General features: G+C 39.8%; 28 protein-coding genes. 9 read left to right on the top strand and 19 right to left on the bottom strand.

The features are described 5' to 3' along the window. Positions 1-352: 352 nt before the first annotated feature. Positions 353-1,351: an NAD(P)/FAD-dependent oxidoreductase gene (locus tag V7266_RS19990; RefSeq protein WP_335470285.1), complete on the top strand. Its 999-nt coding sequence runs from the start codon at positions 353-355 to the stop codon at positions 1,349-1,351. A gap of 59 nt (positions 1,352-1,410) precedes the next feature. On the opposite strand, the gene V7266_RS19985 is transcribed toward V7266_RS19990, so the two are convergent. Together V7266_RS19985 and V7266_RS19980 are read right to left on the bottom strand one after the other, a co-directional pair. Further along, positions 1,411-1,779, bottom strand: a complete 369-nt coding sequence (locus tag V7266_RS19985; protein ID WP_420491463.1) for a HesB/IscA family protein — start codon at positions 1,777-1,779, stop codon at positions 1,411-1,413. Positions 1,780-1,900: 121 nt separating this feature from the next. Further along, on the bottom strand, positions 1,901-2,140 hold the full coding sequence (locus V7266_RS19980) for a YuzB family protein (protein WP_335470291.1): 240 nt from the start codon (positions 2,138-2,140) through the stop codon (positions 1,901-1,903). Positions 2,141-2,357: 217 nt separating this feature from the next. Between V7266_RS19980 and V7266_RS19975 the strand changes: the two genes are divergently transcribed. Then, on the top strand, positions 2,358-3,425 hold the full coding sequence (locus V7266_RS19975) for an NAD(P)/FAD-dependent oxidoreductase (protein ID WP_335470282.1): 1,068 nt from the start codon (positions 2,358-2,360) through the stop codon (positions 3,423-3,425). Positions 3,426-3,464: 39 nt separating this feature from the next. On the opposite strand, the gene V7266_RS19970 is transcribed toward V7266_RS19975, so the two are convergent. Beyond that, on the bottom strand, positions 3,465-3,791 hold the full coding sequence (locus V7266_RS19970) for a YuzD family protein (protein ID WP_335470280.1): 327 nt from the start codon (positions 3,789-3,791) through the stop codon (positions 3,465-3,467). Between the two features lie 150 nt (positions 3,792-3,941). On the opposite strand from V7266_RS19970, the gene V7266_RS19965 reads away from it, so the two are divergent. After that, positions 3,942-4,181: a NifU family protein gene (locus V7266_RS19965; protein WP_098528048.1), complete on the top strand. Its 240-nt coding sequence runs from the start codon at positions 3,942-3,944 to the stop codon at positions 4,179-4,181. Positions 4,182-4,238: 57 nt separating this feature from the next. Here the strand turns inward: V7266_RS19965 and V7266_RS19960 are convergent, their stop codons facing one another. Together V7266_RS19960 and yutH are read right to left on the bottom strand one after the other, a co-directional pair. Beyond that, positions 4,239-5,228, bottom strand: a complete 990-nt coding sequence (locus V7266_RS19960; RefSeq protein ID WP_335470279.1) for a 2-hydroxyacid dehydrogenase — start codon at positions 5,226-5,228, stop codon at positions 4,239-4,241. A gap of 80 nt (positions 5,229-5,308) precedes the next feature. After that, positions 5,309-6,325 carry a spore coat putative kinase YutH gene (gene yutH, locus V7266_RS19955; protein ID WP_335470278.1) on the bottom strand — a complete coding sequence of 339 codons (1,017 nt, stop codon included), beginning with the start codon at positions 6,323-6,325 and terminating at the stop codon, positions 5,309-5,311. A gap of 243 nt (positions 6,326-6,568) precedes the next feature. Here yutH and V7266_RS19950 point away from each other — a divergent pair, with 243 nt between their 5' ends. Then, positions 6,569-7,081 (top strand): phosphatidylglycerophosphatase A family protein, encoded by a 513-nt coding sequence (locus V7266_RS19950; RefSeq protein ID WP_335470276.1) that lies wholly within the window; start codon positions 6,569-6,571, stop codon positions 7,079-7,081. A 30-nt stretch (positions 7,082-7,111) separates the two neighbouring features. Here V7266_RS19950 and V7266_RS19945 read toward each other — a convergent pair whose 3' ends face one another. Both V7266_RS19945 and V7266_RS19940 read right to left on the bottom strand, forming a co-directional pair. Beyond that, positions 7,112-7,876 carry a TIGR01457 family HAD-type hydrolase gene (locus V7266_RS19945; protein WP_335470275.1) on the bottom strand — a complete coding sequence of 255 codons (765 nt, stop codon included), beginning with the start codon at positions 7,874-7,876 and terminating at the stop codon, positions 7,112-7,114. A 72-nt stretch (positions 7,877-7,948) separates the two neighbouring features. Next, a complete protein-coding gene (locus V7266_RS19940) occupies positions 7,949-8,386 on the bottom strand; it encodes a DUF86 domain-containing protein (protein ID WP_335470273.1) in 438 nt (145 codons plus the stop codon). A 178-nt stretch (positions 8,387-8,564) separates the two neighbouring features. Here V7266_RS19940 and V7266_RS19935 point away from each other — a divergent pair, with 178 nt between their 5' ends. Continuing rightward, the gene (locus V7266_RS19935) at positions 8,565-8,831 is read left to right on the top strand and encodes a DUF3055 domain-containing protein (RefSeq protein ID WP_335470270.1); all 267 of its coding nucleotides are present in this window, start codon (positions 8,565-8,567) and stop codon (positions 8,829-8,831) included. 59 nt (positions 8,832-8,890) lie between these two features. Beyond that, positions 8,891-9,175, top strand: coding sequence for a cytosolic protein (locus V7266_RS19930; RefSeq protein WP_335470269.1), 285 nt, complete (start codon positions 8,891-8,893; stop codon positions 9,173-9,175). An 83-nt stretch (positions 9,176-9,258) separates the two neighbouring features. Here V7266_RS19930 and V7266_RS19925 read toward each other — a convergent pair whose 3' ends face one another. Next, positions 9,259-9,534: a YutD family protein gene (locus V7266_RS19925; protein WP_335470268.1), complete on the bottom strand. Its 276-nt coding sequence runs from the start codon at positions 9,532-9,534 to the stop codon at positions 9,259-9,261. Positions 9,535-9,651: 117 nt separating this feature from the next. Between V7266_RS19925 and V7266_RS19920 the strand changes: the two genes are divergently transcribed. Next, on the top strand, positions 9,652-10,368 hold the full coding sequence (locus tag V7266_RS19920) for a YhcN/YlaJ family sporulation lipoprotein (protein ID WP_335470267.1): 717 nt from the start codon (positions 9,652-9,654) through the stop codon (positions 10,366-10,368). Positions 10,369-10,588: 220 nt separating this feature from the next. On the opposite strand, the gene lipA is transcribed toward V7266_RS19920, so the two are convergent. After that, a complete protein-coding gene (lipA, locus tag V7266_RS19915; RefSeq protein ID WP_335470265.1) occupies positions 10,589-11,506 on the bottom strand; it encodes a lipoyl synthase in 918 nt (305 codons plus the stop codon). A gap of 194 nt (positions 11,507-11,700) precedes the next feature. On the opposite strand from lipA, the gene V7266_RS19910 reads away from it, so the two are divergent. Further along, positions 11,701-12,678 (top strand): M23 family metallopeptidase, encoded by a 978-nt coding sequence (locus V7266_RS19910; protein ID WP_335470287.1) that lies wholly within the window; start codon positions 11,701-11,703, stop codon positions 12,676-12,678. A gap of 31 nt (positions 12,679-12,709) precedes the next feature. Here the strand turns inward: V7266_RS19910 and yunB are convergent, their stop codons facing one another. The 5 genes from yunB to V7266_RS19885 form a co-directional block, all read right to left on the bottom strand. After that, positions 12,710-13,501, bottom strand: a complete 792-nt coding sequence (gene yunB, locus V7266_RS19905; protein ID WP_335470263.1) for a sporulation protein YunB — start codon at positions 13,499-13,501, stop codon at positions 12,710-12,712. Between the two features lie 130 nt (positions 13,502-13,631). After that, entirely contained in the window at positions 13,632-13,934 is a 303-nt protein-coding gene (locus V7266_RS19900; RefSeq protein ID WP_335470261.1) for a YunC family protein, read from the bottom strand. Between the two features lie 60 nt (positions 13,935-13,994). Next, on the bottom strand, positions 13,995-15,347 hold the full coding sequence (locus tag V7266_RS19895; RefSeq protein WP_335470259.1) for a bifunctional metallophosphatase/5'-nucleotidase: 1,353 nt from the start codon (positions 15,345-15,347) through the stop codon (positions 13,995-13,997). Positions 15,348-15,354: 7 nt separating this feature from the next. Then, a complete protein-coding gene (locus V7266_RS19890) occupies positions 15,355-16,176 on the bottom strand; it encodes a sulfite exporter TauE/SafE family protein (protein ID WP_335470257.1) in 822 nt (273 codons plus the stop codon). A 24-nt stretch (positions 16,177-16,200) separates the two neighbouring features. Continuing rightward, a complete protein-coding gene (locus tag V7266_RS19885; protein WP_335470255.1) occupies positions 16,201-17,055 on the bottom strand; it encodes a DUF72 domain-containing protein in 855 nt (284 codons plus the stop codon). 974 nt (positions 17,056-18,029) lie between these two features. On the opposite strand from V7266_RS19885, the gene cyoE reads away from it, so the two are divergent. Then, the gene (gene cyoE, locus V7266_RS19880; protein ID WP_335470253.1) at positions 18,030-18,917 is read left to right on the top strand and encodes a heme o synthase; all 888 of its coding nucleotides are present in this window, start codon (positions 18,030-18,032) and stop codon (positions 18,915-18,917) included. A gap of 222 nt (positions 18,918-19,139) precedes the next feature. On the opposite strand, the gene sufB is transcribed toward cyoE, so the two are convergent. Genes sufB through sufC form a run of 5 tightly spaced genes read right to left on the bottom strand, consistent with a single transcriptional unit; the run spans position 19,140 to position 24,361 of the window. Next, complete coding sequence (sufB, locus tag V7266_RS19875; RefSeq protein ID WP_335470251.1) at positions 19,140-20,537, bottom strand: Fe-S cluster assembly protein SufB; 1,398 nt, start codon at positions 20,535-20,537, stop codon at positions 19,140-19,142. A gap of 47 nt (positions 20,538-20,584) precedes the next feature. Further along, the gene (sufU, locus tag V7266_RS19870; RefSeq protein ID WP_335470249.1) at positions 20,585-21,031 is read right to left on the bottom strand and encodes a Fe-S cluster assembly sulfur transfer protein SufU; all 447 of its coding nucleotides are present in this window, start codon (positions 21,029-21,031) and stop codon (positions 20,585-20,587) included. Then, positions 21,021-22,250, bottom strand: a complete 1,230-nt coding sequence (locus V7266_RS19865) for a cysteine desulfurase (protein WP_335470246.1) — start codon at positions 22,248-22,250, stop codon at positions 21,021-21,023. Before V7266_RS19865 ends, sufU begins: the two co-directional genes overlap by 11 nt. Then, a complete protein-coding gene (gene sufD, locus V7266_RS19860; RefSeq protein ID WP_335470244.1) occupies positions 22,250-23,554 on the bottom strand; it encodes a Fe-S cluster assembly protein SufD in 1,305 nt (434 codons plus the stop codon). Before sufD ends, V7266_RS19865 begins: the two co-directional genes overlap by 1 nt. 21 nt (positions 23,555-23,575) lie before the next feature. Beyond that, a complete protein-coding gene (sufC, locus tag V7266_RS19855) occupies positions 23,576-24,361 on the bottom strand; it encodes a Fe-S cluster assembly ATPase SufC (protein WP_335470242.1) in 786 nt (261 codons plus the stop codon). Between the last annotated feature and the right edge of the window lie 170 nt (positions 24,362-24,531).

The raw sequence follows: 24,531 nt of genomic DNA, 5'->3' as shown, positions 1-24,531 counted from the left end.
AAATATGTGATGTAATTCACGAATAGGAATAAAGAAAAAGAAATGACACTAAGTACATAAAAACGTATGAGGAATTTTAAAGAAAATGAATGAATATGATGAATAGAGACTTCTTCATAACAAAGCCTTTTTCACATAACTGTACTTATTTCGTCACAAATTCTTAACAATATATTCACAATACATCTTATGCTACTTTCATGCTATTTTCAAGCCATTTATAAAAATATTTTAGCGAATTTTTTTATGCGAATTTTACTTTTCTGACTATTTTCAGGTTAAGGATGTGAGGATGACATTATTTGTGATTTTTTAGCAACCTGAGTTTGTTATACTTGTTGGAGGGATACGGATGCAAAAAGATCAAAACGTCTTTGATATTACCATTATTGGCGGCGGTCCAACCGGTCTATTTACGGCCTTTTATGGCGGTATGAGACAAGCATCAGTTAAAATTATTGAAAGTCTGCCGCAGCTTGGCGGCCAGTTGTCAGCCCTTTATCCTGAAAAATATATTTATGATGTAGCTGGTTTCCCAAAAATCCGCGCACAAGAATTGGTTAATAATTTAAAAAAACAGATGACCAAATTCGAACCAACTGTAGTACTGGAACAGTCTGTTGAAAAATTAGAAAAACAAGCTGACGGGATCTTTAAATTAACGACCAACAAAGAAGTCCATTATAGTAAATCCATCATTATTACAGCCGGTAACGGGGCATTCCAGCCGCGTCGTTTAGAGCTTGATAGTGCCGGGCAATATGAAAAGAAAAACCTCTATTACTTTATTGAAGACTTACATCAGTTCGCTGGACAAAAAGTAGTTGTATTTGGCGGCGGGGATTCTGCTGTCGATTGGGCGTTGATGCTTGAACCTATCGCCCAAAAGGTAACCATTGTTCACCGCCGTGATAAATTCAGAGCCCATGAACATAGCGTTGAAAACCTCTTTAACTCAAAGGTTGAAGTGAAGACTCCCTATGTACCAGCAGAATTAATCGGTGACGTTAGCGGAATTAAACAAGTTGTCGTAAAGACCGCAAACGGTGCTGAAACGGAAACTCTTGATGTCGATGCGGTTATTTGTAATTATGGATTTGTTTCATCACTGGGTCCAATTAAGGAATGGGGACTTGAAATTGAAAAGAACTCCATAATCGTGAACTCCAAAATGGAAACCAATGTGCCTGGCATTTATGCCGCAGGGGATATTTGTACATATCCCGGAAAAGTAAAACTAATTGCCTGTGGTTTTGGCGAAGCACCAACAGCAGTCAATCATGCAAAATCCTACATCGACCCTAAAGCAAGAATTCAGCCGCTTCATAGTTCATCGATGTTTAATAAATAAGAAAAGGCGTCCGAGGGCGCCTTTTCTGTTTACCGAACCTTGTTCAAGGTTTATTTAGATTAACATTCTTCAGGTGTTCCTGCTGCTGTTGCAGTACGGAACGATGAACCGCAGCCGCATGAGGCGATTGCGTTTGGATTATCAATGGTGAAGCCTCCGCCCATCATCGATTCTTTATAGTCTATTTTTGTACCATTCAATATCAGGGCACTCTCATTATCAACTAAAACAGTAATTCCGTGCTGATCAAATTGAAGGTCATCCTCATTTACTTCATGTTCAAAGCCCATTCCATAAGAAAGGCCGCTGCATCCGCCGCCTTTTACACTTACTCGTAAAAAGGCACCTTCCTCCTCGTTATGCTTCATCATTTCTTTTATGTGTAATGATGCCGCTTCAGTCAGGATTACAACTTCTTTACTCATCATAACTCCTCCTTCTCCGCCGGCTTTTTATTTAGTATATACACTAATGATTCAAGTCTCAACTGAATAAAAGCACATTTTTTTGACTACCGCATTATATAAAAAGGAGCACAAAGCTCCTTCATTAAAACATTGGGTTTTCTTCTAAGTATTGATAAATATTATCAACCAGGCCCTCAGGAGTATCGCCTGTTACAACCTCACCGTTTACGAGTGCATAAAGAGAGAGGGTACACTTACCACAATATCCTAAACATCCATATTCAATTATATCCAAGTTTGGGTCTCTTTGTAGTTTTTCAAGCGCCTTTTGAGCACCGTTTGCCAGATTGCTAATGCAAAATTCAATGATCGGCTTAATCAACGTCTTCACCTCTCCACACCTACTTATCCTACTCCATTTACTCAAAACCGTCAAATACCATGTTTAAACCACATTTGTCAAGGGGTAAATATATTTTGTTGTTATTTCGACATATATTAGTTATACTCTAATGTGGTTATACTAGTTAATATTATTCTACTATTTTTTATTCAAACTGAGTGATACATAAAGCCAGATAAATAAAGGGGTATAAACCATGAAAAATCTAGTGATTCTTGGTGGCGGCTATGGTGGAATGAAAATGCTCAACGAGCTCCTTCCGAACCATTTGCCTGAAGATGTGACCATCACACTTGTCGACCGTGTTCCATATCATTGTTTAAAAACCGAATACTATGCCTTAGCAGCCGGAACCATCTCTGATAAAGAAGTGCGGGTAGCTTTTCCTGAACATCCACGCTTACAAATTAAATATGGCGAAGTAACTGGCATTGATACGACAAATCAACAAATCATCATGAAGGATGCCGAGCCGATTGTCTATGATGATGTGGTGATTGGTCTTGGCTGCGAAGATAAGTACCATGATGTCCCAGGAGCAGCTGAATTTACTTATAGTATTCAATCCATTGAAAAAGCCCGCCGTACTTATTCTGTCTTAAACAACCTTGGTCCAGGATCCGTGGTTGGAATTGTCGGTGCAGGCTTAAGCGGGGTAGAATTAGCCAGTGAGCTAAGCGAGAGCCGTGAAGATCTTCAAATAAAATTATTTGATAGAGGCAAACATATTTTATCTTCATTCCCTGAAAGATTAAGTAAATATGTTGAGAATTGGTTCGTTCGACATAATGTTGAGATTATTAACCAATCCAATATCACAAAAGTGGAACCAGGGCGCTTGTTTAACCATGACGAGCCGGTTGATTGTGATGTGATTGTTTGGACCGCTGGTATTCAAGCCAATGAGATTGTCCGCCAGATGGACGGAGAGAAAGACCGCTCAGGTAGATTAATCTTGACTCCTCACCATCATCTGCCAACTGATGAACATGTATTTATTGTTGGTGACTGTGCGAGCTTACCACATGCTCCTAGTGCACAATTGGCTGAAGGACAGGCGGAACAGATTGTTGAAGTATTAAGAAAGCGCTGGAATGGTGAACCGCTGCCTGCCGAATTCCCGCCAATTAAGCTAAAAGGCGTCCTTGGCTCACTCGGTAAGAAACAAGGCTTCGGGCTCATGGCTGACCGGGCCATCACAGGACGTGTCGCCCGGATCTTAAAATCAGGAATATTATGGATGTATAAGTTTCATAATGGTTAATAAAAAAGGCATTCCAGCACAAACCTGGAATGCTTTTTATTATTCTGCTATATAACCGTATTTTTCAAGTTCTGCAAAAATCGTTTTCAATCGCGGATTCCCTTCGCCGACAATTTTATCCTTAATGACTACAACTGGATAAAACAAATCCTCTTCTATCACCCGTTTGGCAAAAGTAATTTTTTCGCTGTCGCCAGCTGGATCATAAATATTCACATAAGTCATCTTAAACGGCTGATTCGGGAACTTCCTGCTGATAGCGGCTTCCAGCCATTCAAAGGTTTCTTTTGAAGATGGTAAATTCACACAACTTGGGCATAGAACCTCAGCACCATAAAGAACAATCTCTACTTCATTTGAACCCATCTACATCATTCCTGTCAGTTTTCTTTTATTTTAAACTATCGGCAAAATAAAAACTAAAATAATGTCTGTAAATGTGCATTTTCCTAATTTCTGAGAATGGATTTTTAGCCCTAATCACATTATAATATAATTAGGAAAGGAGTCGATTGTATGGCAACAGAAACTGAAATTTTTGAGCAAGTTCAAGAAGTACTAGATAAATTACGTCCATTTCTTCTTCGTGACGGCGGAGATTGTGAATTAGTTGATGTAGAGGAAGGTATTGTTAAACTTCGCCTATTAGGTGCATGTGGCAGCTGCCCTAGTTCTACTATCACACTAAAAGCCGGCATCGAAAGAGCCCTTCTTGAAGAAGTTCCTGGTATCGTTGAAGTCGAACAAGTTTTCTAAAATAATATTAAAGCAAAAAAGCGATTGCCTAAAACGGCAGTCGCTTTTCTTTTGTATTTACCCTTTTACTAAGGGCCGCCAGTCTTTATTAACTAATGTCTTAGGGTCTTTTCCGTCTAATACAGAAATAATATTCTCAACACACAGCTGAACCATTGCTGTTCTGGTCTCTGTACTAGAACTTCCAATATGAGGGAGTGCCACAACATTCGGAAGTTTTAATAACGGATGGTCTGCAGTTATAGGTTCCTTTTGAAACACATCTAGTCCTGCTCCAGCAATCTCACCAGCCATCAGGGCTTCATATAATGCCTGCTCATCTACTACTGCTCCTCTAGCCGCATTGATAAAAATGGCAGAGGGCTTCATTTTTTGGAAAACACTGCGGGTAAACAGGTTACTTGTCTCAGGAGTTAGAGGGGTCAGACAGACAATATAATCTGACTTCGTCACAAGTTCATCAAATGAAGCATAGGTAACCCCTAATTGCTGCTCAGCTTCAGGCTTTCTTGTCCGGTTATAGTATAGGATATTCATATCAAACCCTGTTGCCCGTTTTGCAACAGTTTCCCCGATCCTTCCCATCCCGACAATCCCAAGTGTTTTATGGTGAATATCCTTACCCGCTAAAAGAAAAGGACTCCATGCTTGCCATTTTCCTTCTTTTACAAACTCTGCTGCTTCCACAAGTCTACGGGCAGCGGCCATTAACAGGCCGAATGTTAAATCCGCTGTCGTATCGGTCAGTACATCCGGTGTATTGCAGATGGCAATTCCTTTTTCACTAGCCGTTTTTAAGTTAATATTATTAAATCCAACAGCAAGGTTCGCTACAACCTTTAGATTTTTTCCCGCTGTCAAAACACTTTCATCAATCGAATCTGCAAGTACCGTAAAGAGTGCATCCGCTTTTTTAGCCTCTTCCAGTAAGATCTCTCTTGGGACAGGTGTATCATCATGTTTCCACATTTGCACGTTATATTTTTCTTGTAGTGGTTTCACAAGTGCATCTGGCAGCTTTCTCGTAATATAGACATAGGGCTTCATCTCATGTCACATCCTTGGGCAAGTTTATTTATAGTGTATCATATTTTTACGAGAGACTTCCTTTTAACAACTCGATTGGATTATTTTGTATAAAGCCAATCTAACGGCGGCAGGTGTAATTGTTTGATGGGTGCACCTGATATGGGATAAAACTCTGCCAAAAAACGTTCATAATCACTAGATTGCCGTAAAATTTTACTTAACCTTTCTTCCAACACTTTCTTTTCCTGTTCAGAACGGGTGATATAATAACTCTCAATACAATCAAAATAGTGCAGCGGAAAAACTAATCGGGAATAGAGCAACCGCCATGAAAATGAGGATAACGGCGCTATGCTCTGATAATCTTCATAAAAGTTCCTTAATTCGACTTGATAGGTTTGGATATTGCGAAAATATCGTTCCCTCGTCCATTCCGCCAGGTCTCGGCTGCGATGGTCAAATACCCAATCAAATGGATCTTTGATCATGTACTTATCATAAGGCCCCCAGGTTTTACTTGTAAACCGCTCATGACAAACAGTCCCGCTATCAGTTTCTTGTGGTTCATCATCGATTTCCGTATCGACTAAATATTGAATCGCGTTTTCCGTTAAACCCAAATAATAAGGGAAAGAATCTATAAACATCCGCTCAAATTCATCTTCCGGTGTTTGAAATAACAGGCCATTCCAAACCCTCTCCATTTGCTCCAGACGTTTTTCCCATAATGATTTCCATTGCCCAATCCGGCTTGCCCTTTCAATTTGAAATGGAACCCGCCTGCCTCGCTCATGGAACCTGGCAAGCTTCCGGCCTAACTTGATTTTCCGTTGTTCTTCCAATTGCCGGTTGGCTAGAACGCAATATTGATTTTGTTCCCATGTGGTAATTAAGTTGCCCTCTTTAGACGGTAAAAAAATGGGTACATTTTGGTCCCCATAATTTCGTAAATGTTCAGCAATCTTTTCTAGTTCTGATATATCCTCTTCTGCCTTCCCTCCCGGTTTAGAAATCAAATAAAGCCAGCCATTTCCCCTCAATGCCTCATACACATCTAACTTTACATATTCCTCTACTGTAACCCCATATTGATTCTCCAACATTTTTTGCAGCATGTTACCACCTCGCCTCATTTGCCTTTCTTACCATATGTATATGTATAGCAATGAAAAACTTGTTGTTTTTAAAAACGGTGAATAGGCTAAACGATGCTGGGCATGATAACATTTTAGTTTTTACATTTGATGTGAGATTGCATATTTGGCCGAGAGAGAGTATATATATAGTGGAAATAGCAAGTGCTGGAACTAAGTTCATATTAGTATCCAATTATTTCACAAGGAAAAGGTGATTGGGTAATGGCAGATGACAAAAAAGTGGATCTAACTGAGGAAACGGCACGCAAATGGTTGAAAGAACGAGGCGTTGAAGTAAAAGACATCGCTGATTTAGTCTTCTTTTTACAGGAGAAGTATCATAAGAATTTAAAAATGGAAGATTGTCTTTCCAACGTCGAACGCGTTCTTTCAAAACGTGAGGTACAAAACGCCATTCTGACAGGAATCCAGCTAGACGTGCTGGCTGAAAAAGGTTTATTGGAAGAACCGCTTCAATCCATCATTGGCACGGATGAAAGTCTTTATGGTGTGGATGAAATCCTGGCATTTTCCATTGTAAATGTTTACGGTTCGATTGGGTTTACGAATTATGGTTACATTGATAAATTGAAGCCTGGGATATTGGCTCATTTAAATGATAAATCAACCGGTGAATGTCATACTTTCTTAGATGATATTGTCGGTGCGATCGCCGCTGCGGCCTCAAGCAGACTTGCCCATCGTGCGGCGCATAAAGAAGAGGAAGAAGCATAGAAATAAGGGATGGATGTATATCCATCCCTTTTATACGTCCCATTCGTCTAACGTATCAATTGAATACGTTGGCTTCCGATCATACCCCGTTAGCAATTCTTTAGTGGTAACACCCGTATGAACTAGCAAAGTATCCATGCCCGCATTCATGCCCGCTAAAATATCGGTGTCATAATAATCCCCTACCATCAGCGTTTCTTCTTTAGCGGTGCCTAATACCTTTAAGGCCTGCTCCATGATAATCGCTTCCGGCTTTCCGATAAAAGTTGGCTTTGTTTGCGTTGAAACTGCGATTACCGAGGTGAGTGAGCCATTTCCAGGGACAAGTCCCCTCTCTGTTGGGATGGCAATATCTCCGTTTGTTGAAATAAATTTCGCTCCATTGCGGACTGCCAGGCAGGCAACTGCAAGCTTTTCATAGCTGATTTCACGGTCAATCCCAATGACCACAAAGTCAGCATCTTCCCCCGCAGCTCTAAAACCTTTCTCCTCAATTGCTGATTGAAGTCCCTCTTCCCCAATCACAAAACACCTAGCATCCTTTTTTTGTTCGGCAATATAATTAGCCGTCGCTTGACTTGTCGTAAAAACAAGCTGTTCCTCTGCCGGGATATCAAAGCTGTTTAATTTATCAGCCACCTGCGCTGGTGTTCTGGAAGAATTATTAGTTACAAATAAATATGGAATATGTTTAGCCTTCAGTTTTTTCACAAAGTCAGATGCTGCCTCAATCCGTTCCGTTCCTTTATACATCGTGCCATCTAAATCAATCAAGTACCCTTTATATTTTTTCATTTTGAAGAATCGCTCCTATGTATATCGAATGTGATCTTAAAAGTGAAATAGACCGTATGAACGGTCCATACATTAGTTTTTAAATGCTGAAACAGGTCCTAATTCATTGACTAAATAATCACGGACATTGGTTGAAAAACTCTCTAATTCATGGAGATACTGTGAAAATTGTTCCTGCAGTTTCTGATGAGGAATCTCTAGATAATCCTGAACAAGGTTCTTTCGATAATGAATCAAAATCTTTAAATTCTCACCTGTTTTTCCACTGATAACCTTTTCATCGACTAAAATATCAATAATATCCTCATAACTTCCCGGATCACGCATGATAAAGCCATCGATCATGCTGTTTCCAACATCTAAAATAGACTCAATCATCATTTGACATAGACGCTCCAAGGCTGCCTTTTCAAGAGGCGTTGACCATTCCTGCTGACCTCGGAATAGATGGATTTGTACTTCTAAATATTTCAGCATGCTTTCAATTTTTTCTCTGTCAACAAAATACACCTAGTCCACTCCTTCCGCCGTTTTATTCTATGTAATCACTCCATTTCTTATTGTATCACAATCCAAGCCATTCAAAATTTTTTGGAGGAAAGAAATCATGAAACTTTACCTCCCCACCTGAACACAAATTTGATACTATAGAGATGATGGTAAATAGTTAACCAAAGGAGACGAACGAATGCCGGAACGTTTTTATTTATACGATGATACAGAAAATACAAAGACACGATTTGTCAGTTTTGTTGGTGAAAATCAACGCTTTGATTTGGCCATTACGCAAACAAATCGCCATTATGGAAAATCGCTGGTTTTAGATATGCAGGGAAATCGTTTTGCCATTATTGGCCCAGATGACTTAGAGGAAGAAGGGTATTTAGAGTTTGCTTTTCAATTAAACGAAGAGGATGCAGAGGAGCTGCGCAGCTTTTTAGCAGAAATCGTTTAATTGACTGGCACATGTTTTTCACTTCACGGTTTCATAATAAGAGCAAAGGAGTGAAACGCATGACAAATAAAGGCTCTGAAAAATATACAGAATTATCAAATGTTGAAAAACAACATGATTATCTCACGGCCCAAGAATTCCCTGAAGGGCCCTATGGTTCATCGATTCGAAAAAATCAACCCGTTCAGAATAAGAGTACGGCATGGGAAGAAGGACAACGTTTTTACAGCAATTTTAATTATGAAAATAAATCCTTGCATCAAGATATCCCGAGGCAGATGGAGGGAGCCCATCCTACCCACGATGATCCAAAAACAGATGAACAACCACCATATGACAATTAAAAGCGAACGCGGCTGTTAAGTGGACCTATGGACTGGTGCTGGATATTACTAAAAAAAGAAGGGTCAGTTTGATCTGATCCTTCTCATTTTTTTACTTTTTTCAACACAAAAAAGGCACAGCCAAAGTTACAATATTCGTAAAGATACTCACTCAAGGTACTAATTTTTGTATCAAAGGTTGCTTTTTGATTTTGGTCATCGAAAAACCCCTTAAGACGAAGCTGCCCGTAACCCCAATCACCAACAATATAGTCATATCTCGCCAAAATATCACTGTATCTTGCTTTTAAAGCTTCCTCATTAAACCCATTTCGATATTCTTGAATGATTTCATATGTGGTATTGTTGATCACTATCATCTATCTCACCTCGTTTTTTGCCGACAAATTCCTACTACCTATTATACTCGATTCCCCATCAATTGCTAAGAAAATAAATGCCTGGTTTGGTCATCCTATATATAGGAGGTGCTAAATGTGAAAAAGTTACTCATAATCGCTGGATTATGTACAATAACAGCATTAAGCGGATGCTCAAAGGATACAGGAAAAAACGATGTATATGACGAGAGCGGAAACACCATTAACGTCAATAATAAGCGGCATGAACTTTATAATGAAGGCGGAAGCCGCGGTATTCGGAATACGAGTACAAGCTATGGGTTTGTTCGTCACCAAAAGAGCCCATTAATGAATGATAAAATAGCAAATGATCATTACACGGCGCTTGACCGCGAGCAACTAGCTAATATTATTAGTAAGTACAGTGCAGATATCCCAAATGTCCATGACGTGGCAACACTGGTCACTGACCAAGAAGTGCTAATTGCTTATCGTACGGATTCTAAGAAACGGAATTTGACAGCGGATCAAGTGAAAAAGACAGCTTTCTCAGTGGTGCCTCGTTATTATCATGTCTATGTGACAGATAATGCTAAATTGATGCGTGATGTGGAAAACCTGGCAAGCCTCCATTCGACGAGCCGAAATTCCCGTAATTCTGTTAATAGTGTGATTAAGCAAATGTTAAAGTCTCCTCAAGGGGCGCGTTTGAATGCTAGCGAAGACGAAAATGGCCGAACACCGGATGACTTTGATCTCAACAAAACTCCAAAGGTTAATAATAAAAACGTAAATAACGTCAAAAATACGAATCAAAATTCCAAAAGCAGTACCAATATGAGCAACAAATAATAAAAAAGAGTTCACGCCTGGTGGCTGAACTCTTTTTTAGGAATAAAGAAAGTATAAAAATAATCTTTGAAAATTGTCCAGCTCCAGCACCCAGCGACTAGTGTACTTCGCCCATCTCCCTACGATAAGTCAACATCGAATCGCTTTCGCTCTTCGTGTTTCCTTTATCTCAGTCGAAGGGCTCCAGTCCATACGTCGCTAAACGCGCGCTTCAGCTTTTCTATGCTTCCTGTGCTTCTTTTTCACCAAGCATTTGCTTATGCTTCGCCGCGGCGTTAACTTGCTCGTCGGCATGGTATGAGGAACGAACAAGCGGACCTGCTTCACAATGGCTAAAACCTTTGCTTAGCGCAATTTGCTGGAATTCCTTAAATTCATCAGGAGTATAATACTTTTCAACCTTTAAATGACTTTTGGTCGGCTGCAGATATTGTCCAATTGTCATGATGTCAACATTGTTTGCTCTTAGGTCATCCATAACTTCCAATATCTCTTCTTTAGTTTCACCAAGACCGATCATTAAGCTGGATTTGGTTGGAATAGTTGGCTGCATTTCTTTCGCACGGCGCAGAAATTCAAGAGAACGGTCATATTTTGCACGTGCCCGAACTCTTGGAGTTAACCGTCTAACGGTCTCAATATTATGGTTAAGGATATCTGGTTTGGCATCCATTAGGATTTTTAAGTTCTCTTCCTTTCCACCCATATCCGATGGAAGAACTTCAATACTTGTAAATGGATTTTTCCGGCGAATAGCTCGTACCGTTTCAGCAAACACCGCTGCTCCGCCATCTTTTAAATCATCACGTGCCACTGCAGTCACAACGACATGTTTTAAGTTCATTAATTGAACAGAATCCGCGACTCTTTCCGGCTCTTGCCAATCGAGTTCTGTTGGCAAACCTGTTTTTACCGCACAGAAACGGCAGGCACGTGTACAGGTATCCCCAAGAATCATAAATGTAGCGGTACGTCTAACGGCCCAACATTCATGGATATTAGGACATCTAGCCTCTTCACAAACCGTATGAAGATTTTTTTCCCGCATCATTTTTTTTAAGCCTGTATAGGATTCGTTCGTATTTAATTTTATTTTTAGCCATTCCGGCTTACGTAAAATTTCTTCTTTCTTACTCATTATTACACTCCTCAAAAGTCATAGTTGAGTTCTTCTGTCACTTTATCATACTAGAGGATGAACAACAAGCAATTAAATTTTGATTACCAATTATTAACCATAATGAAAAGACAGAAGTATCATACACTAAACTTGTACATTAATTGGAAGGAGGATTCCTGTTGCGGGCTGTTCTATTAATTGGAACCATCCTTATGCTTTTTACTTCTACTTTGTCTGTCAGGGATGCTCATGCACAAGAAACCGATCCCTATCAGGAAAGAATGAAGCTTTATAAAAAAGTGGAAACCATTACTCAAATCCCTTGGTATTACTTAGCTGCCATTGATCAATACGAGAGAAGTGTCCGCTTGGCTCGCAGGGATTTACCCAAAGCTGAAGGTGTCATTGGTATTTATTTTCGTCCTGAAGTATGGGCAGGTGTAACAAACCCTAATCCCAACGAAGAGAATCCGGCTGTCATCCAGTTTTTTAATGGAGTGGGAGTTGATGGAAACGGCGATGGCAAAGCGAGTTTAAAGAGCGATGAGGATGTTTTATATGCGTTTGCAAATTATCTTCTTTCCTACGGTGTTGATCATGATAATATAAAAATTGGATTATGGAACTACTATCATCGAGATAGAACAGTTGGCATTATTGCTGGGAAAGCAAAGATATACCGCCATTTTGGCCGGTTGGATTTAGATAAAAGAGTCTTCCCTGTTCCTTTATACAGCAATCACAGTTACCGAAGTACCTGGGGTGACGCACGCGGCTGGGGTGGAAGACGAGTGCATGAAGGCACTGATATATTTGCCAGGTATGGTGTTCCCGTTCGGGCGACGGCCTATGGAATTGTTGAGATGAAAGGCTGGAATAAGTTTGGCGGCTGGAGAATTGGCATCCGTGATATTAATAACACCTATCATTATTTTGCTCATCTTAGCGGCTTTGCCAAGGATCTCAAAGTCGGACAAGTAGTGGAACCCGGTATGGTCATTGGTGGTGTAGGCAGCACCGGATACGGTCCTCCAGGAACTTCCGGTAAGTTTCCACCGCACTTGCATTACGGCATGTACAAAGACAACGGGATTACCGAATGGTCATTTGACCCTTATCCCCACTTAGCGCAATGGAAACAGTTGGAACGGATACAGCTTCGAAAAATGAAAATGAAAAAGTCTCGATAAAAAAAGGACTGTCCGATTGGATAGTCCTTTCTTAGTTCCTTGTTTTTGTGTCAGTCTTACTTGTATCGTTCTTTTTTTCAGGTATTTGGATCGAAGGTGTTAGATTTCCTCCACTATTATAAAATTGTGGGACCTCTCCTTCTAACAGTGTTCCACCAACCGGTATGCTTTGTTTTAGTTTTGTCACTTCTGTTGCAAATGGAGTAATGATTTGAACAGACACTTGAATATCCACCGAAACCTCCACCCATGTATTGTTTATTCCCATTTCCTTTGTGGCAATATGCACATCCGGTTCTACTTCACCGATCGCATGAAATTTCACAGGGATTTTCGGGCCTATATTTCCCAACAATGAGATATTTGTTGCCTGGCCTAAAGGAATATACCAAACAATTCCGTCCTCTTTCTCGGTATTTTCCGTTTCAATCTCTACATCATTTTCCAATAATGCAATATCACCTTTTTTAGCAGTCTTTAAATTCTTTTGAATCTGGGCGGTGGTTTCTGCCAATACTCGATTAATTAAATCGGTATTTAATTGAGCGTTTTGTCCTTTGCCGTTACTGCCTGGAACTATTTTAATCACATCATTGTTATCACCGACATTGGTGGTTCGTTTGGTAATGGCTCTGTTGATAACAAGCGAGGCGATATTTCGTGTTTCAGATGTAGCAATTCTCATTAAGGTTGGCTCAATCCCCTTATTAACGAGCCATAATCCCGTGGCAGTCGAGAATACGAAAAAGATAAAGGATAACGTCAGGACGTAACGGAAAGGCAGCGGCCCCCTTTTACGAAGCCGTCTAGAAAACTTAGCCAAGAAAATCACCCCTTCTTGTTATATGTATGCACAAGAAAGATGAACTAGCCCATAAAAAGGGACGAAGCAGGTATATGTGTATAGCAAAACTGTTACAAGACAAAAAAATGCCTGCTAAGGATAGCAAGCATTAAACCATTTTTAGCAAAGCTTCTTTACCGATCATTCCCTTATAAATCCCAAGTTTCTCCGCTTCCCATGTGACTGACTCTAAAGGGGCATTTAGAAGTTGCTCAATGGTCCGAACGCCGACAGCCCGGCCAGCAATGATTTTTCGATCTTTTAGTTTATCATTTAATAGACCTACATCTAATGCACCGCACATGATATAGCCCTTATCATTTGAAACGGTAAGCAAGGTGGTTTTAGGGAGTAACACAGTAACAGCCAAGAAAGTATGGCCATTAATTTCAATTGGTGAAAGCTCAACCAAAGATTTCTCACCCCTTTCCTTACTATCACTGTATGATTAGAAGGATTAAAGGGTAACAGGCTATGCGTGTTTCTCTAACTCCCATTTTAGTAAATCACGCAAGAATTCCGGCAGAAGATATTTTTTGTGTTTTTGCGGCAGAACCTCTTTGAAAAAATGACCAAAGGTAAACATATCCGGGAGGGCCAGCGTATAGTTCTGATCGGCTTTTAATGGCTTCTGATGAATGAATATCCGTCCGTCCTTAAATTGGATCCCATCATAGACAAAGATCCCTAAGACAGTTCCTCTAAATCCGAGGCCTTTTATTTCTCTGTGCGCCAGTTCCTCCCCCCTGCTCTCCACTAAAATCTTTTCTAGTTCTTGCCCCGTCAGTTGTACGACACAGGGGTTTATCGGATGTGGGCAGATCATCAATAAATCAAAGATCGTCACGGCACCAGATAATGAACCTAAAAGGAGACCTGCATTAATCATGGCACAATCGGTTTGGCACCAATCTCTTAAAGCTTTACATAAAAATATTGAAAGATTCGTCTCTTGAAAAGGATCATGAAGCAATGGTTCCTTAAGAACGGTGACTTGTTGATTTAAGAGCTCCTTCCCTTTTTCAAAGAAGTCATTAATTTGCTCCTGCTCATTTTTAATCTCAGGGATCTCCTCAAAGTTAAAGAGGATGGCTTCCTTATTTTCTATAAGCTTCTCTTCATTGATGGTAAGTATCATTTCACCGACAAAGTGGCCAAATTTCCCGGCTGCACCGATTAGTGTCTGTCCCACCACTTTCCCATGTTCAAGGAAATGATGGGTATGAGCCCCCAAAATCACATCGATTTCTGGAAAGTTGGCCGCTATGTCCTCATCATCCTTCAGCCCAAGATGAGAAAGTAGGATGATGATATCAGCTTCTTTTTTCAAACGCTCCATCCATTTTTTAAGCTCGGGAATTGGCTCTGTAATTTCCCAGCCCAGCAGATTGTATAGATGGTTAAAGTAAGCTGTAAGTCCAATAACGCCGATTTTTGTTCCTTTTTTTGTGGTATAGATGTGATAAGGTTTAACCCAAATAGGGTAATTTCCATCGGCTTTAAAAAGGTTCGCGTTAAGTATATGGAAATCTGCCTGATCATAAAGATGGTCCAATACATTATGCGGCAGATTAACTCCCTCATTATTACCAATAGTAACGGCTGTATAGCCGCAATCATTTAATAGCTCGATATTTCCTCTTCCATTGGTCGCTTCCGTATAGGGATGCCAGCGATCAATGAAATCGCCAATATCAAATAAAAAAACCTCTTCTCCCCTAGTGTGAGAATACTTCTTTTTTTCCATAAGGAAATGTTGTATCCGGGGCCAATGCTCGAAGTGGCTGTGAAAATCGTTTGTGTGTAAAATATGTATCGTTTCCATTTGCGTCCTACCCTGTTATCCCTTGATATATTAAGCGCACCCCAACAATGATGAGGGTGGCTCTGATAATAATGACAATTGTTTTACTCTTAAACCTTGTATTTAAATAGACACCAACCTTTGCACCAATCCATGCTCCTGGCACTAATGCTAAAGCATAAAGCCAATTCACGTTTCCTAACGAGATATGTGTGATGGAACTAAGGATGGAAGTCGGTAAAATCATAAACATTGATGTGGCAGTAGCCACATGCGGCGGGAAGAAAAATAGCAAAATCATCGTTGGTACCATAAGCGAGCCGCCGCCAATACCAAAAATTCCTGAAAGGAATCCGACGACAAAGGCAATTACGACACCAAGAATGGGATTAAATCCATATTCAAAGGATCGCCCGGTATTATCGGTAAAAGTGCGGACGATTCCTTTATCTTTACGAAACGGAAGCGGCCTTAATTTATCCTTAACGATTAGGACCAACGAGACAAAAAGGATAAACGTACCGAAATAAATGTTAAAGGAATGTAAGCCCATTTTTTCCGTCACCCATGCACCCAAGATGCTTCCCGGTCCGCTGCCGATCAAAAAAATGAGTCCGCTTTTATAATCGACTGTTTTATGTTTCATATAGGCCAGTGTAGACGATAGGCCTGTAAAAATCATTGTAAACAGCGAGGTTCCTACTACCACTTGTGGTGTTAAATGATGGAAGGACGGGAGAGTTGCCAGGTAAAGCAAGGCCGGAACAACGATAATTCCTCCCCCCATGCCAATTAGGGACCCGAGTGAACTAGCTGCTATTCCTATTACTATTAAAAGAATCCACTCCATTTGCGTTCACCTTCTAGTGTCAGTTTATAGTTCATTAAATAAATCCAGCTGTTTCGGTGCCAGCCCTTCATATGTGAGCTGCAGGAGCTTCATCATTTCCTTAGCATTGTCTGCGGCATCTCCGCCGGAGTTATTGTTAAAAAGGAGGTATACATGCTTACATGCCTTAGCTAATTCTTCGATATGAACCTTCCATTCCTGAAGTTCTTGCTGATTATAGCGATAGAGATAACGTACCTCCCGCCAATTATCGGCATTCCGTTTCTGCCAGCCATAAAGGTTGCGGCCATGAAATCTTACAAGTACGTGGTCATTTGTCGTAGGCTCGAGAACAATTGGAACTGAACCTTCCCCTGATTGCGGCTCGTCACAAATACTATGAATCCATTTTTCCGACTTCATAAATGCTAGTGTTTTTTGACGATAAGAGGCAGCAAACCAGGATTGGTGCCTGAATTCTAGTGCGCAGGGGATGTCTCCCATTTCTTGTTTGCACCATCTAAGATAGTCGACGTTTTCTTTTTTACAATTAAACCAGGGAGGAAATTGAAACAGGACCATGGCTAATTTGTTTTTTTTGAGGTAAGGTTCTATGGATTCCTTAAAGGCCTGAAACATAGTATGTATGCTATCAAACGGGATTTCTCCCCGCTGATGCCCGGTCATCCCTTGATAGGCTTTGACAATAAATTGAAAATTGTCCGGGGTTTCATTGACCCACTTTTCAGCATTTCGTATGGGCTGGATGGCATAGAAGGCGGAGTCCACTTCCACGGTTGGAAAGTGTCCGGCGTATACCTTTAGTTTATCTCTTGAGGAGATCTTGTCCGGATAAAGGCTATCGTGGTCGCCCCAGCCGGTTACACCTATATAGATCATGTGTGTCACCCCTATCTTATAATAGCATAACCATTTTTTGTTCTGCCAAAATAACGGACGCTCGTATTGGATTTTTGGGCAATCGGGATAGTAATGTTATTTCCTGCGATTTGTGAGATTTCCCCAAAACAATTCGCAACCTATTTAATCAATATAAAAACGCTGCAAACCAAAATGAGCTTGCAGCGTTCTTTAGAGTAAATAAAGATATGCTTATTCAACAAAATTACCATTTAGCACACAATATGAAGACGGGATCGCCGTAGCCCTCCATCTTCAACAAAAGCTACCCTTTTGTTGAAGTACATTCCTTCACAAACTTGTACCTCATCATCACACTTTAAAGAAATTTATTCTTTCTTTTTGGAAACTTATCAAAACAATCTATTATAAAAGACACAAACTGGATTATTAAGCCTATACCAAAAAGTACACGAATGTATGTTATCACTATGTCCCAGATACCGAAAACTATAAGGACTATAGCTGTTAAATTAATATACCAAGGAATTTTCAATTTCCTCACTCCACTAACTATTTGATTACATTATAGGAGTAAATAATAAAGTTAACGCAATTTTTGGAAGTAACAATGGTTCTCTCTTCAATTAACCTGCTGCCCCGTAAGTATAAGTGTAATTCTTCACAATAATATAAAAAAATTAAGCTGCTAAATAGCAGCCAGTTGTTTTTCCAATAATTTATTAGTTAATGATTTCTTTGTATTAAGGAATAACGAGCAATTGTTTTATCTTTAAATATTCGATAAGTTTTGAGCAGTGGAAGCAGCTAGATTGATGAAAAGGAAGAATCCATAGCTGTTGTGATATCCAATGCGTTTTAGAAGCTAAAAAACAGCATTAAGTATCTGACAGCAGAACTTGTATTAGAAATTCAAATAATAACCATAAGCATTTGAAGAATATTTGTGTTAAAATTAATAGTTTGTTAGATAGAAAGAGAGAGGAGTATATATGAATCAAATGCAAACTAAAACACCGATAAATTTCTTTAAACACCTAATCAGCCTCATCAAAGGGAAAGTCTTTGTTATAAATGTGCTTCCTGTGTTGACAGGATATTTTTTATCTTCACATATCAATCATCTTCCACTTGCTGAACATATCGCCGCATTCTTCGTTACATTATTAGGAAGTGCCTTTGTCATTGCTGGTGCTTTAATGTTGAATAATTGGTACGAAGCCGATCTAGATAAACTAATGGAGCGAACTAAAAATAGACCGAGTGCTAATGGAGCGTTCAGCAAGAAGTTTGTTTTAACTTTAGGAGTTACAACAAGCATAATAGGATTTTTAATATTGCTTTTCACAAATACCGAAGTGTTACTATTTTCATTCATTGGTTGGTTTTTTTATGTGGTCTTGTACACATTTTGGAGCAAACAGAAATACTCATGGAACACGATTATTGGTGCCGTATCAGGATGCGTAACGCCGTTAATCGGTTGGTCAGTGTTATCTACTAGTTTTCAACTTATTCCGATGATGATGGCACTCATCGTATTCATTTGGCAAATGCCCCATACTTATTCCATCGCCATACGAAGATTTGATGATTACAAACGGGCAGGATTCGCCATGTTGCCTGTTGTATCAAGCATCAAGAAAACGAAAATTCATCTTCTATTTTATCTTATCTGTTTGATCCCAATGCCGTTCTTCATGAAATCTCTTGGTTTGTTTTTCATCGGATTTATGACACTTTTAAATATCGGATGGATAAGTTTATCTATAAGCGGATTTGTTACACAAAACGAAGAACATTGGGCGAAACGGATGTTTAGATACTCCGTCATTTATATGATGTTATTTCTTATATCTACTATCGTGATGTCAATTTAAAAGAACCCTGGCCTAGGGTTCTTTTTATTTTTGCTTACTAGAACTTAACGGACCTAAAAATACAACTGAAGAATAAAAAAACATTGTGATACTTTTAACACAAAAAATTAAACTTGATGAACTTGCAAAATTAGCTTCCTAAACAACAATATAAATCTCAACTAGGCAAAACTTGGCACATAATAAAAACAAAAACCCTTGATATACAAGGGTTTTTGTTCATTAACCGATAGAACCTTCCATCTCGAACTTAATCAGACGGTTCATTTCAACGGCATATTCCATTGGTAATTCTTTAGTAAACGGCTCAATGAAGCCCATTACGATCATTTCCGTTGCTTCTTGCTCAGAAATACCGCGGCTCATCAAGTAGAATAACTGCTCTTCAGAAACCTTTGATACCTTCGCTTCATGCTCTAAAGAAATATTGTCGTTAAGGATTTCATTGTATGGAATAGTATCCGATGTGGATTGATTATCCATAATCAATGTATCACACTCAATATTCGCACGTGCACCCTCCGCTTTGCGTCCAAAATGAACCTGTCCGCGATAAGTTACCTTACCACCATGCTTAGAGATTGATTTTGACACGATTGTTGAAGATGTATTTGGTGCTAAGTGAATCATTTTTGCACCAGCATCCTGGTGCTGGCCTTTACCCGCAATGGCAATGGATAATGTCATACCACGTGCGCCTTCACCTTTTAAAATAACGGCTGGGTATTTCATCGTTAATTTTGAACCAATATTTCCATCGATCCATTCCATTGTTGCATTTGCTTCACAAACGGCACGCTTGGTAACCAAGTTATACACGTTGTTTGCCCAGTTTTGGATTGTTGTATAACGGCAGTAAGCATCTTTTTTAATGATGATTTCAACAACCGCACTGTGTAATGAGTTAGTTGTATAAACTGGTGCTGTACAGCCTTCTACATAGTGTACAGATGAACCTTCATCAACAATAATAAGGGTACGTTCAAATTGACCCATGTTCTCAGAGTTGATACGGAAGTAGGCCTGTAATGGCGTATCTACCTTAATACCTGGTGGTACATAGATGAATGAACCGCCAGACCAAACGGCTGAGTTTAACGCTGCGAATTTATTATCCGTTGGCGGAATTACTTTTGCCCAGTGTTCACGGAAAATGTCTTCGTTTTCTCTTAAAGCAGAGTCTGTATCTTTAAAGACGATTCCTAGCTCTTCAAGGTCTTCCTTCATGTTATGATAAACAACCTCTGATTCGTACTGCGCAGAGACACCGGCAAGATATTTTTGCTCTGCTTCAGGGATCCCAAGCTTATCGAAAGTAGCTTTGATTTCCTCTGGTACTTCATCCCAAGATTTCTCGGATTTTTCAGATGGTTTTACATAATACGTAATTTCATCAAAGCTTAAAGAATTCAAATCTCCGCCCCACTGTGGCATTGGCATATTGTAGAAATGCTCAAGAGACTTTAAACGGAAGTCAAGCATCCACTGTGGTTCATTCTTCATTTTTGAAATTTCTTCAACAATCTCACGTGTTAACCCACGTTTTGATCGGAAAATGGAAACGTCTTTATCGGCAAAACCGTATTTATAATCACCGATTTCCGGCATTTTTTTCGCCATCGTCGAGTTCCTCCTTCATAAACGATTAAAGCCTTAGCCCAATCGTTTTACTTTTGTTCCTCTTCCTTTAATCCCTTTTCCATTGCCTTCCATGCTAATGTGGCACATTTAATTCGGGCAGGGAATTTTGACACACCTTGAAGTGCTTCGATATCACCTAAATCAATGGAATCATCATGGTCATGACCTAACATCATTTCAGAAAAGATTTCCGATAATTTAAGTGCCTCTTCAACCTTTTTCCCTTTAATTTCCTGTGTCATCATCGAAGCGGAAGACATCGAAATCGAGCAGCCTTCTCCTTCAAACATAGCTTCCTTGATGATTCCATCTTCGACCTTAAAGGTTAATTGAATACGGTCGCCGCAGGTAGGGTTATTCATATTAATCGTATGACTGCCATCCTCTAAAATACCACGATTACGCGGTTTTTTATAATGGTCCATAATGACTCGACGGTATAATGCATCTAAATCTATATTTTTAGAAGACATCGCTGAAATACTCCTTTGTTTTGACAAGCCCTTCAACGAGTTTATCAATATCTTCTTCCGTATTGTATAAATAAAAACTTGCACGTGCAGTTGCTGAAGCGTTAAGCCATCTCATCAGCGGCTGTGCACAGTGATGGCCGGCACGGACAGCAATTCCTTCTGCATCCAGTACGGTTGCCACATCGTGCGGGTGAACGTCTTTAATATTAAATGTAATAAGTCCAGCACGCTTAGCTGCATCAAGCGGACCATAAATTGTCATGCCCTCAACTGCTGACATTTTTTCAAGCGCATAGGCAGCGAGCTTGTGCTCATGTTCAGCAATATTGTCTAAGCCAACCTCATTTAAAAAGTCGATGGCCGCTCCTAGACCTACAGCCCCAGCAATGATAGGAGTGCCGCCTTCAAACTTCCATGGCAGTTCCTTCCATGTTGATTCCTGCAAGTGAACAAAATCAATCATTTCACCGCCAAATTCAATTGGCTCCATGTTCTCAAGCAGATGTTTTTTTCCATAAAGAACACCGATTCCAGTAGGGCCGCACATTTTGTGTCCAGAGAAGGCCAAGAAATCACAATCGAGGTCTTGCACATCAATGTTCATATGCGGTGCACTTTGAGCGCCATCAACGACCATAATTGCTCCATTCTCGTGAGCAATTTGGGCAATCTCCTTAACGGGATTGATTACGCCAAGTACGTTAGAAACCTGCATCACAGATACAATTTTCGTATTTGGTGTTATTGTTGCCCGCACATCATCTAATGAAAGAGTGCCATCCTGTTGAAGCGGAATATATTTTAACTGGGCACCTGTACGTTTCGCGACTTGCTGCCATGGAATAATGTTACTATGATGCTCCATGTAGGTAATCACGATTTCGTCGCCTTCTTTTAAATTAGCAGCGGCATAACTTGAAGCTACCGTATTAAGGGAAGTGGTCGTACCTCTTGTAAAAATAACTTCCTGAATCGATTTGGCATTTATGAATTTACGGACCTTTTCTCGGGCCCCTTCATAAGCGTCCGTAGCTCTAGTTCCAAGCGTATGAACACCACGATGGACATTAGAATTAATTTCACGGTAATACTTCTCAACGGTTTCAATAACCTGAACTGGTTTTTGAGAAGTCGCCGAACTATCTAAGTAAACCAATGGATTACCATTTACTTCTTGATCAAGGATTGGAAACTGGCTGCGAATGTTTTGAATGTTCATTACCGAACTTTCCTTTCAATCACTTCAGTTAATTGTTTCTTTACTCCTTCAATCGGAAGTTGTGTAACAACCGGTGCAAGGAAGCCATGAATGACTAAGCGTTCTGCTTCGGTTTTCGGAATTCCGCGGCTCATTAGATAATAAAGTTGAACTGGGTCAACGCGTCCAACAGAGGCAGCATGACCTGCAACAACATCATCTTCATCGATTAACAAAATTGGATTCGCATCCCCGCGGGCTTTTTCACTAAGCATTAAGACACGAGAGGTTTGCTCTGCATCTGATTTAGATGCACCATGTTCAATTTTACCAATACCGTTAAAAATGGATGTTGCACTATCTTTAACAACCCCATGATTTAAGATGTTTCCGGTTGTATTTTTTCCGAAATGAACAACCTTGGTCGTAAAGTTTTGGGTTTGGTCGCCACGACCGACTACGACTGTTTTTGTGTCGCCATACGCGCCATCACCAAGAAGGTTGGTTGTGTTTTCGGAAACAGTATTTCCTTCGTTCATTAGACCAAGCGCCCATTCAATGGAAGAATCTCTTCCAGCTACACCACGACGGTTTACATAAGTAGTGATTCCTTTTGCTAAATAATCAACTGCTCCATATTGAACCTTCGCGTTTACATTGGCGATGACTTCGGTCAATATATTCGCAAGTGTATTTGAGCTTTCCACTGTAGAAATATAGTTTTCTACGTATGTGACAGCACTATTATCCTCAGCCACTACAATGACATGGTTGAAAAGGTTTGCCTCAGGATGATCCTGAACAAATACAGACTGAATTGGCTCTTTAATTTCTACATTCTTCGGAATATATAAGAAAACTCCTCCATTCACAAGTGCTGCGTGAAGGGCAGTTAAACGGTGCTCATCCATATTGATAGCTTGAGTCATGTAGTACTTTTTCAAAAGATCGCCATGTTCTCTTGCAGCTGTCAATAAATCCGTAAAGATAACGCCCTTACCTTTTAACTCTTCTGATAAAGATAAAAAGGCAGGAGTCTGATTACGCTGGATATAAAGATTTTTATTTTCAGCATTTACTATTGCTTTAACTTCCTCTGGTAGTGCATCTAGCGATGTATAGGCATCACTTTTGACCGTGTGCTGCCCAAATTGGGTGAAATTCCATTTATCTATTTTGGTTTTATCAGGTCTAGGCATGGAAAGCTGCTCGAATTCGTTTAACGCTTTTAGGCGGAATTCTTCTAACCATGCAGGCTCATTCATTTCTTTTGAGAACGAGCGGACAAACTCCTGATCAACTGGTAATTTTGTTTCTGTTGTCATAGTAATCCTCCTAACACTCTGTTACGCTTCTTGCCCAACTGTTTCATCTTCAATGCCAAGCTCTTGTTTGATCCAGTCATATCCTTCTGCTTCTAAGCGTTGTGCCAGCTCTGATCCGCCTGATTTAACAATACGGCCTTGCATCATAATATGCACATGGTCAGGAGTGATATAGTTTAACAGACGTTGATAGTGTGTGATAATTAAGCAGCCAAAATCTTCGCCGCGCATTTGATTTACACCCTTTGAAACAACCTTTAGAGCGTCAATATCTAGACCTGAGTCAATTTCATCTAAGATCGCAATTTTTGGTTCGATCATCATTAATTGAAGAATTTCGTTACGCTTTTTCTCACCGCCAGAGAATCCTTCATTTAGATAACGCTGTGCCATATCCAAATCCATTTCAAGGAATTCCATTTGCTTATCCATCTTACGGATAAATTTCATAAGTGAGATTTCGTTTCCTTCGCCTAAGCGGCTGTTAATTGCTGAACGTAAAAAATCGGCATTGGTTACGCCGTTGATTTCACTTGGGTATTGCATTGCTAAAAATAGACCTGCACGAGCGCGTTCGTCTACTTCCATTTCAAGAACATCTTGTCCGTCTAACGTAATTGAACCGCTAGTTACTTCATATTTTGGGTGTCCCATAATAGCAGAAGATAAGGTTGACTTACCAGTACCGTTTGGTCCCATAATCGCGTGAATTTCTCCACCCTTTATCTCAAGGTTTACACCTTTTAAAATCTCTTTCCCATCAATTTCTACATGTAAATCTTTGATCGTTAAAGTTGATCCAGCCATATTTATACCTCCGAAAAGAAAGTGTTATTAGCTTGCATAGCAAGTTATTTTTGTAACTCTATTCTCATTTTATTCTCATTCCAATCTTATAACAAATGAAATGTATTAGCAACTCTAAAACAGTAGAAACAAAGATTTGTTTTCAATAAGAACAGGCTAAATGAGAATAC

The organism is Neobacillus drentensis (assembly GCF_036965645.1).
Taxonomy (GTDB): domain Bacteria; phylum Bacillota; class Bacilli; order Bacillales; family Cytobacillaceae; genus Neobacillus; species Neobacillus drentensis_D.
The sequence above is the reverse complement of the archived record's forward strand: the minus strand, read 5'-3'. Positions and strand labels throughout refer to the sequence as shown.

What these genes read in the sequence shown, in the direction of transcription:
- V7266_RS19990 (WP_335470285.1), top strand. Translation starts at nt 353, where the DNA reads ATGCAAAAAGATCAAAACGTCTTTGATATTACCATTATTGGCGGCGGT.
- V7266_RS19985 (WP_420491463.1), bottom strand. Translation starts at nt 1,779, where the DNA reads ATGATGAGTAAAGAAGTTGTAATCCTGACTGAAGCGGCATCATTACAC.
- V7266_RS19975 (WP_335470282.1), top strand. Translation starts at nt 2,358, where the DNA reads ATGAAAAATCTAGTGATTCTTGGTGGCGGCTATGGTGGAATGAAAATG.
- V7266_RS19970 (WP_335470280.1), bottom strand. Translation starts at nt 3,791, where the DNA reads ATGGGTTCAAATGAAGTAGAGATTGTTCTTTATGGTGCTGAGGTTCTA.
- V7266_RS19965 (WP_098528048.1), top strand. Translation starts at nt 3,942, where the DNA reads ATGGCAACAGAAACTGAAATTTTTGAGCAAGTTCAAGAAGTACTAGAT.
- V7266_RS19960 (WP_335470279.1), bottom strand. Translation starts at nt 5,228, where the DNA reads ATGAAGCCCTATGTCTATATTACGAGAAAGCTGCCAGATGCACTTGTG.
- yutH (WP_335470278.1), bottom strand. Translation starts at nt 6,325, where the DNA reads ATGCTGCAAAAAATGTTGGAGAATCAATATGGGGTTACAGTAGAGGAA.
- V7266_RS19950 (WP_335470276.1), top strand. Translation starts at nt 6,569, where the DNA reads ATGGCAGATGACAAAAAAGTGGATCTAACTGAGGAAACGGCACGCAAA.
- V7266_RS19945 (WP_335470275.1), bottom strand. Translation starts at nt 7,876, where the DNA reads ATGAAAAAATATAAAGGGTACTTGATTGATTTAGATGGCACGATGTAT.
- V7266_RS19935 (WP_335470270.1), top strand. Translation starts at nt 8,565, where the DNA reads ATGCCGGAACGTTTTTATTTATACGATGATACAGAAAATACAAAGACA.
- V7266_RS19930 (WP_335470269.1), top strand. Translation starts at nt 8,891, where the DNA reads ATGACAAATAAAGGCTCTGAAAAATATACAGAATTATCAAATGTTGAA.
- V7266_RS19925 (WP_335470268.1), bottom strand. Translation starts at nt 9,534, where the DNA reads ATGATAGTGATCAACAATACCACATATGAAATCATTCAAGAATATCGA.
- lipA (WP_335470265.1), bottom strand. Translation starts at nt 11,506, where the DNA reads ATGAGTAAGAAAGAAGAAATTTTACGTAAGCCGGAATGGCTAAAAATA.
- V7266_RS19910 (WP_335470287.1), top strand. Translation starts at nt 11,701, where the DNA reads ATGCTTTTTACTTCTACTTTGTCTGTCAGGGATGCTCATGCACAAGAA.
- V7266_RS19895 (WP_335470259.1), bottom strand. Translation starts at nt 15,347, where the DNA reads ATGGAAACGATACATATTTTACACACAAACGATTTTCACAGCCACTTC.
- V7266_RS19890 (WP_335470257.1), bottom strand. Translation starts at nt 16,176, where the DNA reads ATGGAGTGGATTCTTTTAATAGTAATAGGAATAGCAGCTAGTTCACTC.
- V7266_RS19885 (WP_335470255.1), bottom strand. Translation starts at nt 17,055, where the DNA reads ATGATCTATATAGGTGTAACCGGCTGGGGCGACCACGATAGCCTTTAT.
- cyoE (WP_335470253.1), top strand. Translation starts at nt 18,030, where the DNA reads ATGAATCAAATGCAAACTAAAACACCGATAAATTTCTTTAAACACCTA.
- sufB (WP_335470251.1), bottom strand. Translation starts at nt 20,537, where the DNA reads ATGGCGAAAAAAATGCCGGAAATCGGTGATTATAAATACGGTTTTGCC.
- sufU (WP_335470249.1), bottom strand. Translation starts at nt 21,031, where the DNA reads ATGTCTTCTAAAAATATAGATTTAGATGCATTATACCGTCGAGTCATT.
- V7266_RS19865 (WP_335470246.1), bottom strand. Translation starts at nt 22,250, where the DNA reads ATGAACATTCAAAACATTCGCAGCCAGTTTCCAATCCTTGATCAAGAA.
- sufD (WP_335470244.1), bottom strand. Translation starts at nt 23,554, where the DNA reads ATGACAACAGAAACAAAATTACCAGTTGATCAGGAGTTTGTCCGCTCG.
- sufC (WP_335470242.1), bottom strand. Translation starts at nt 24,361, where the DNA reads ATGGCTGGATCAACTTTAACGATCAAAGATTTACATGTAGAAATTGAT.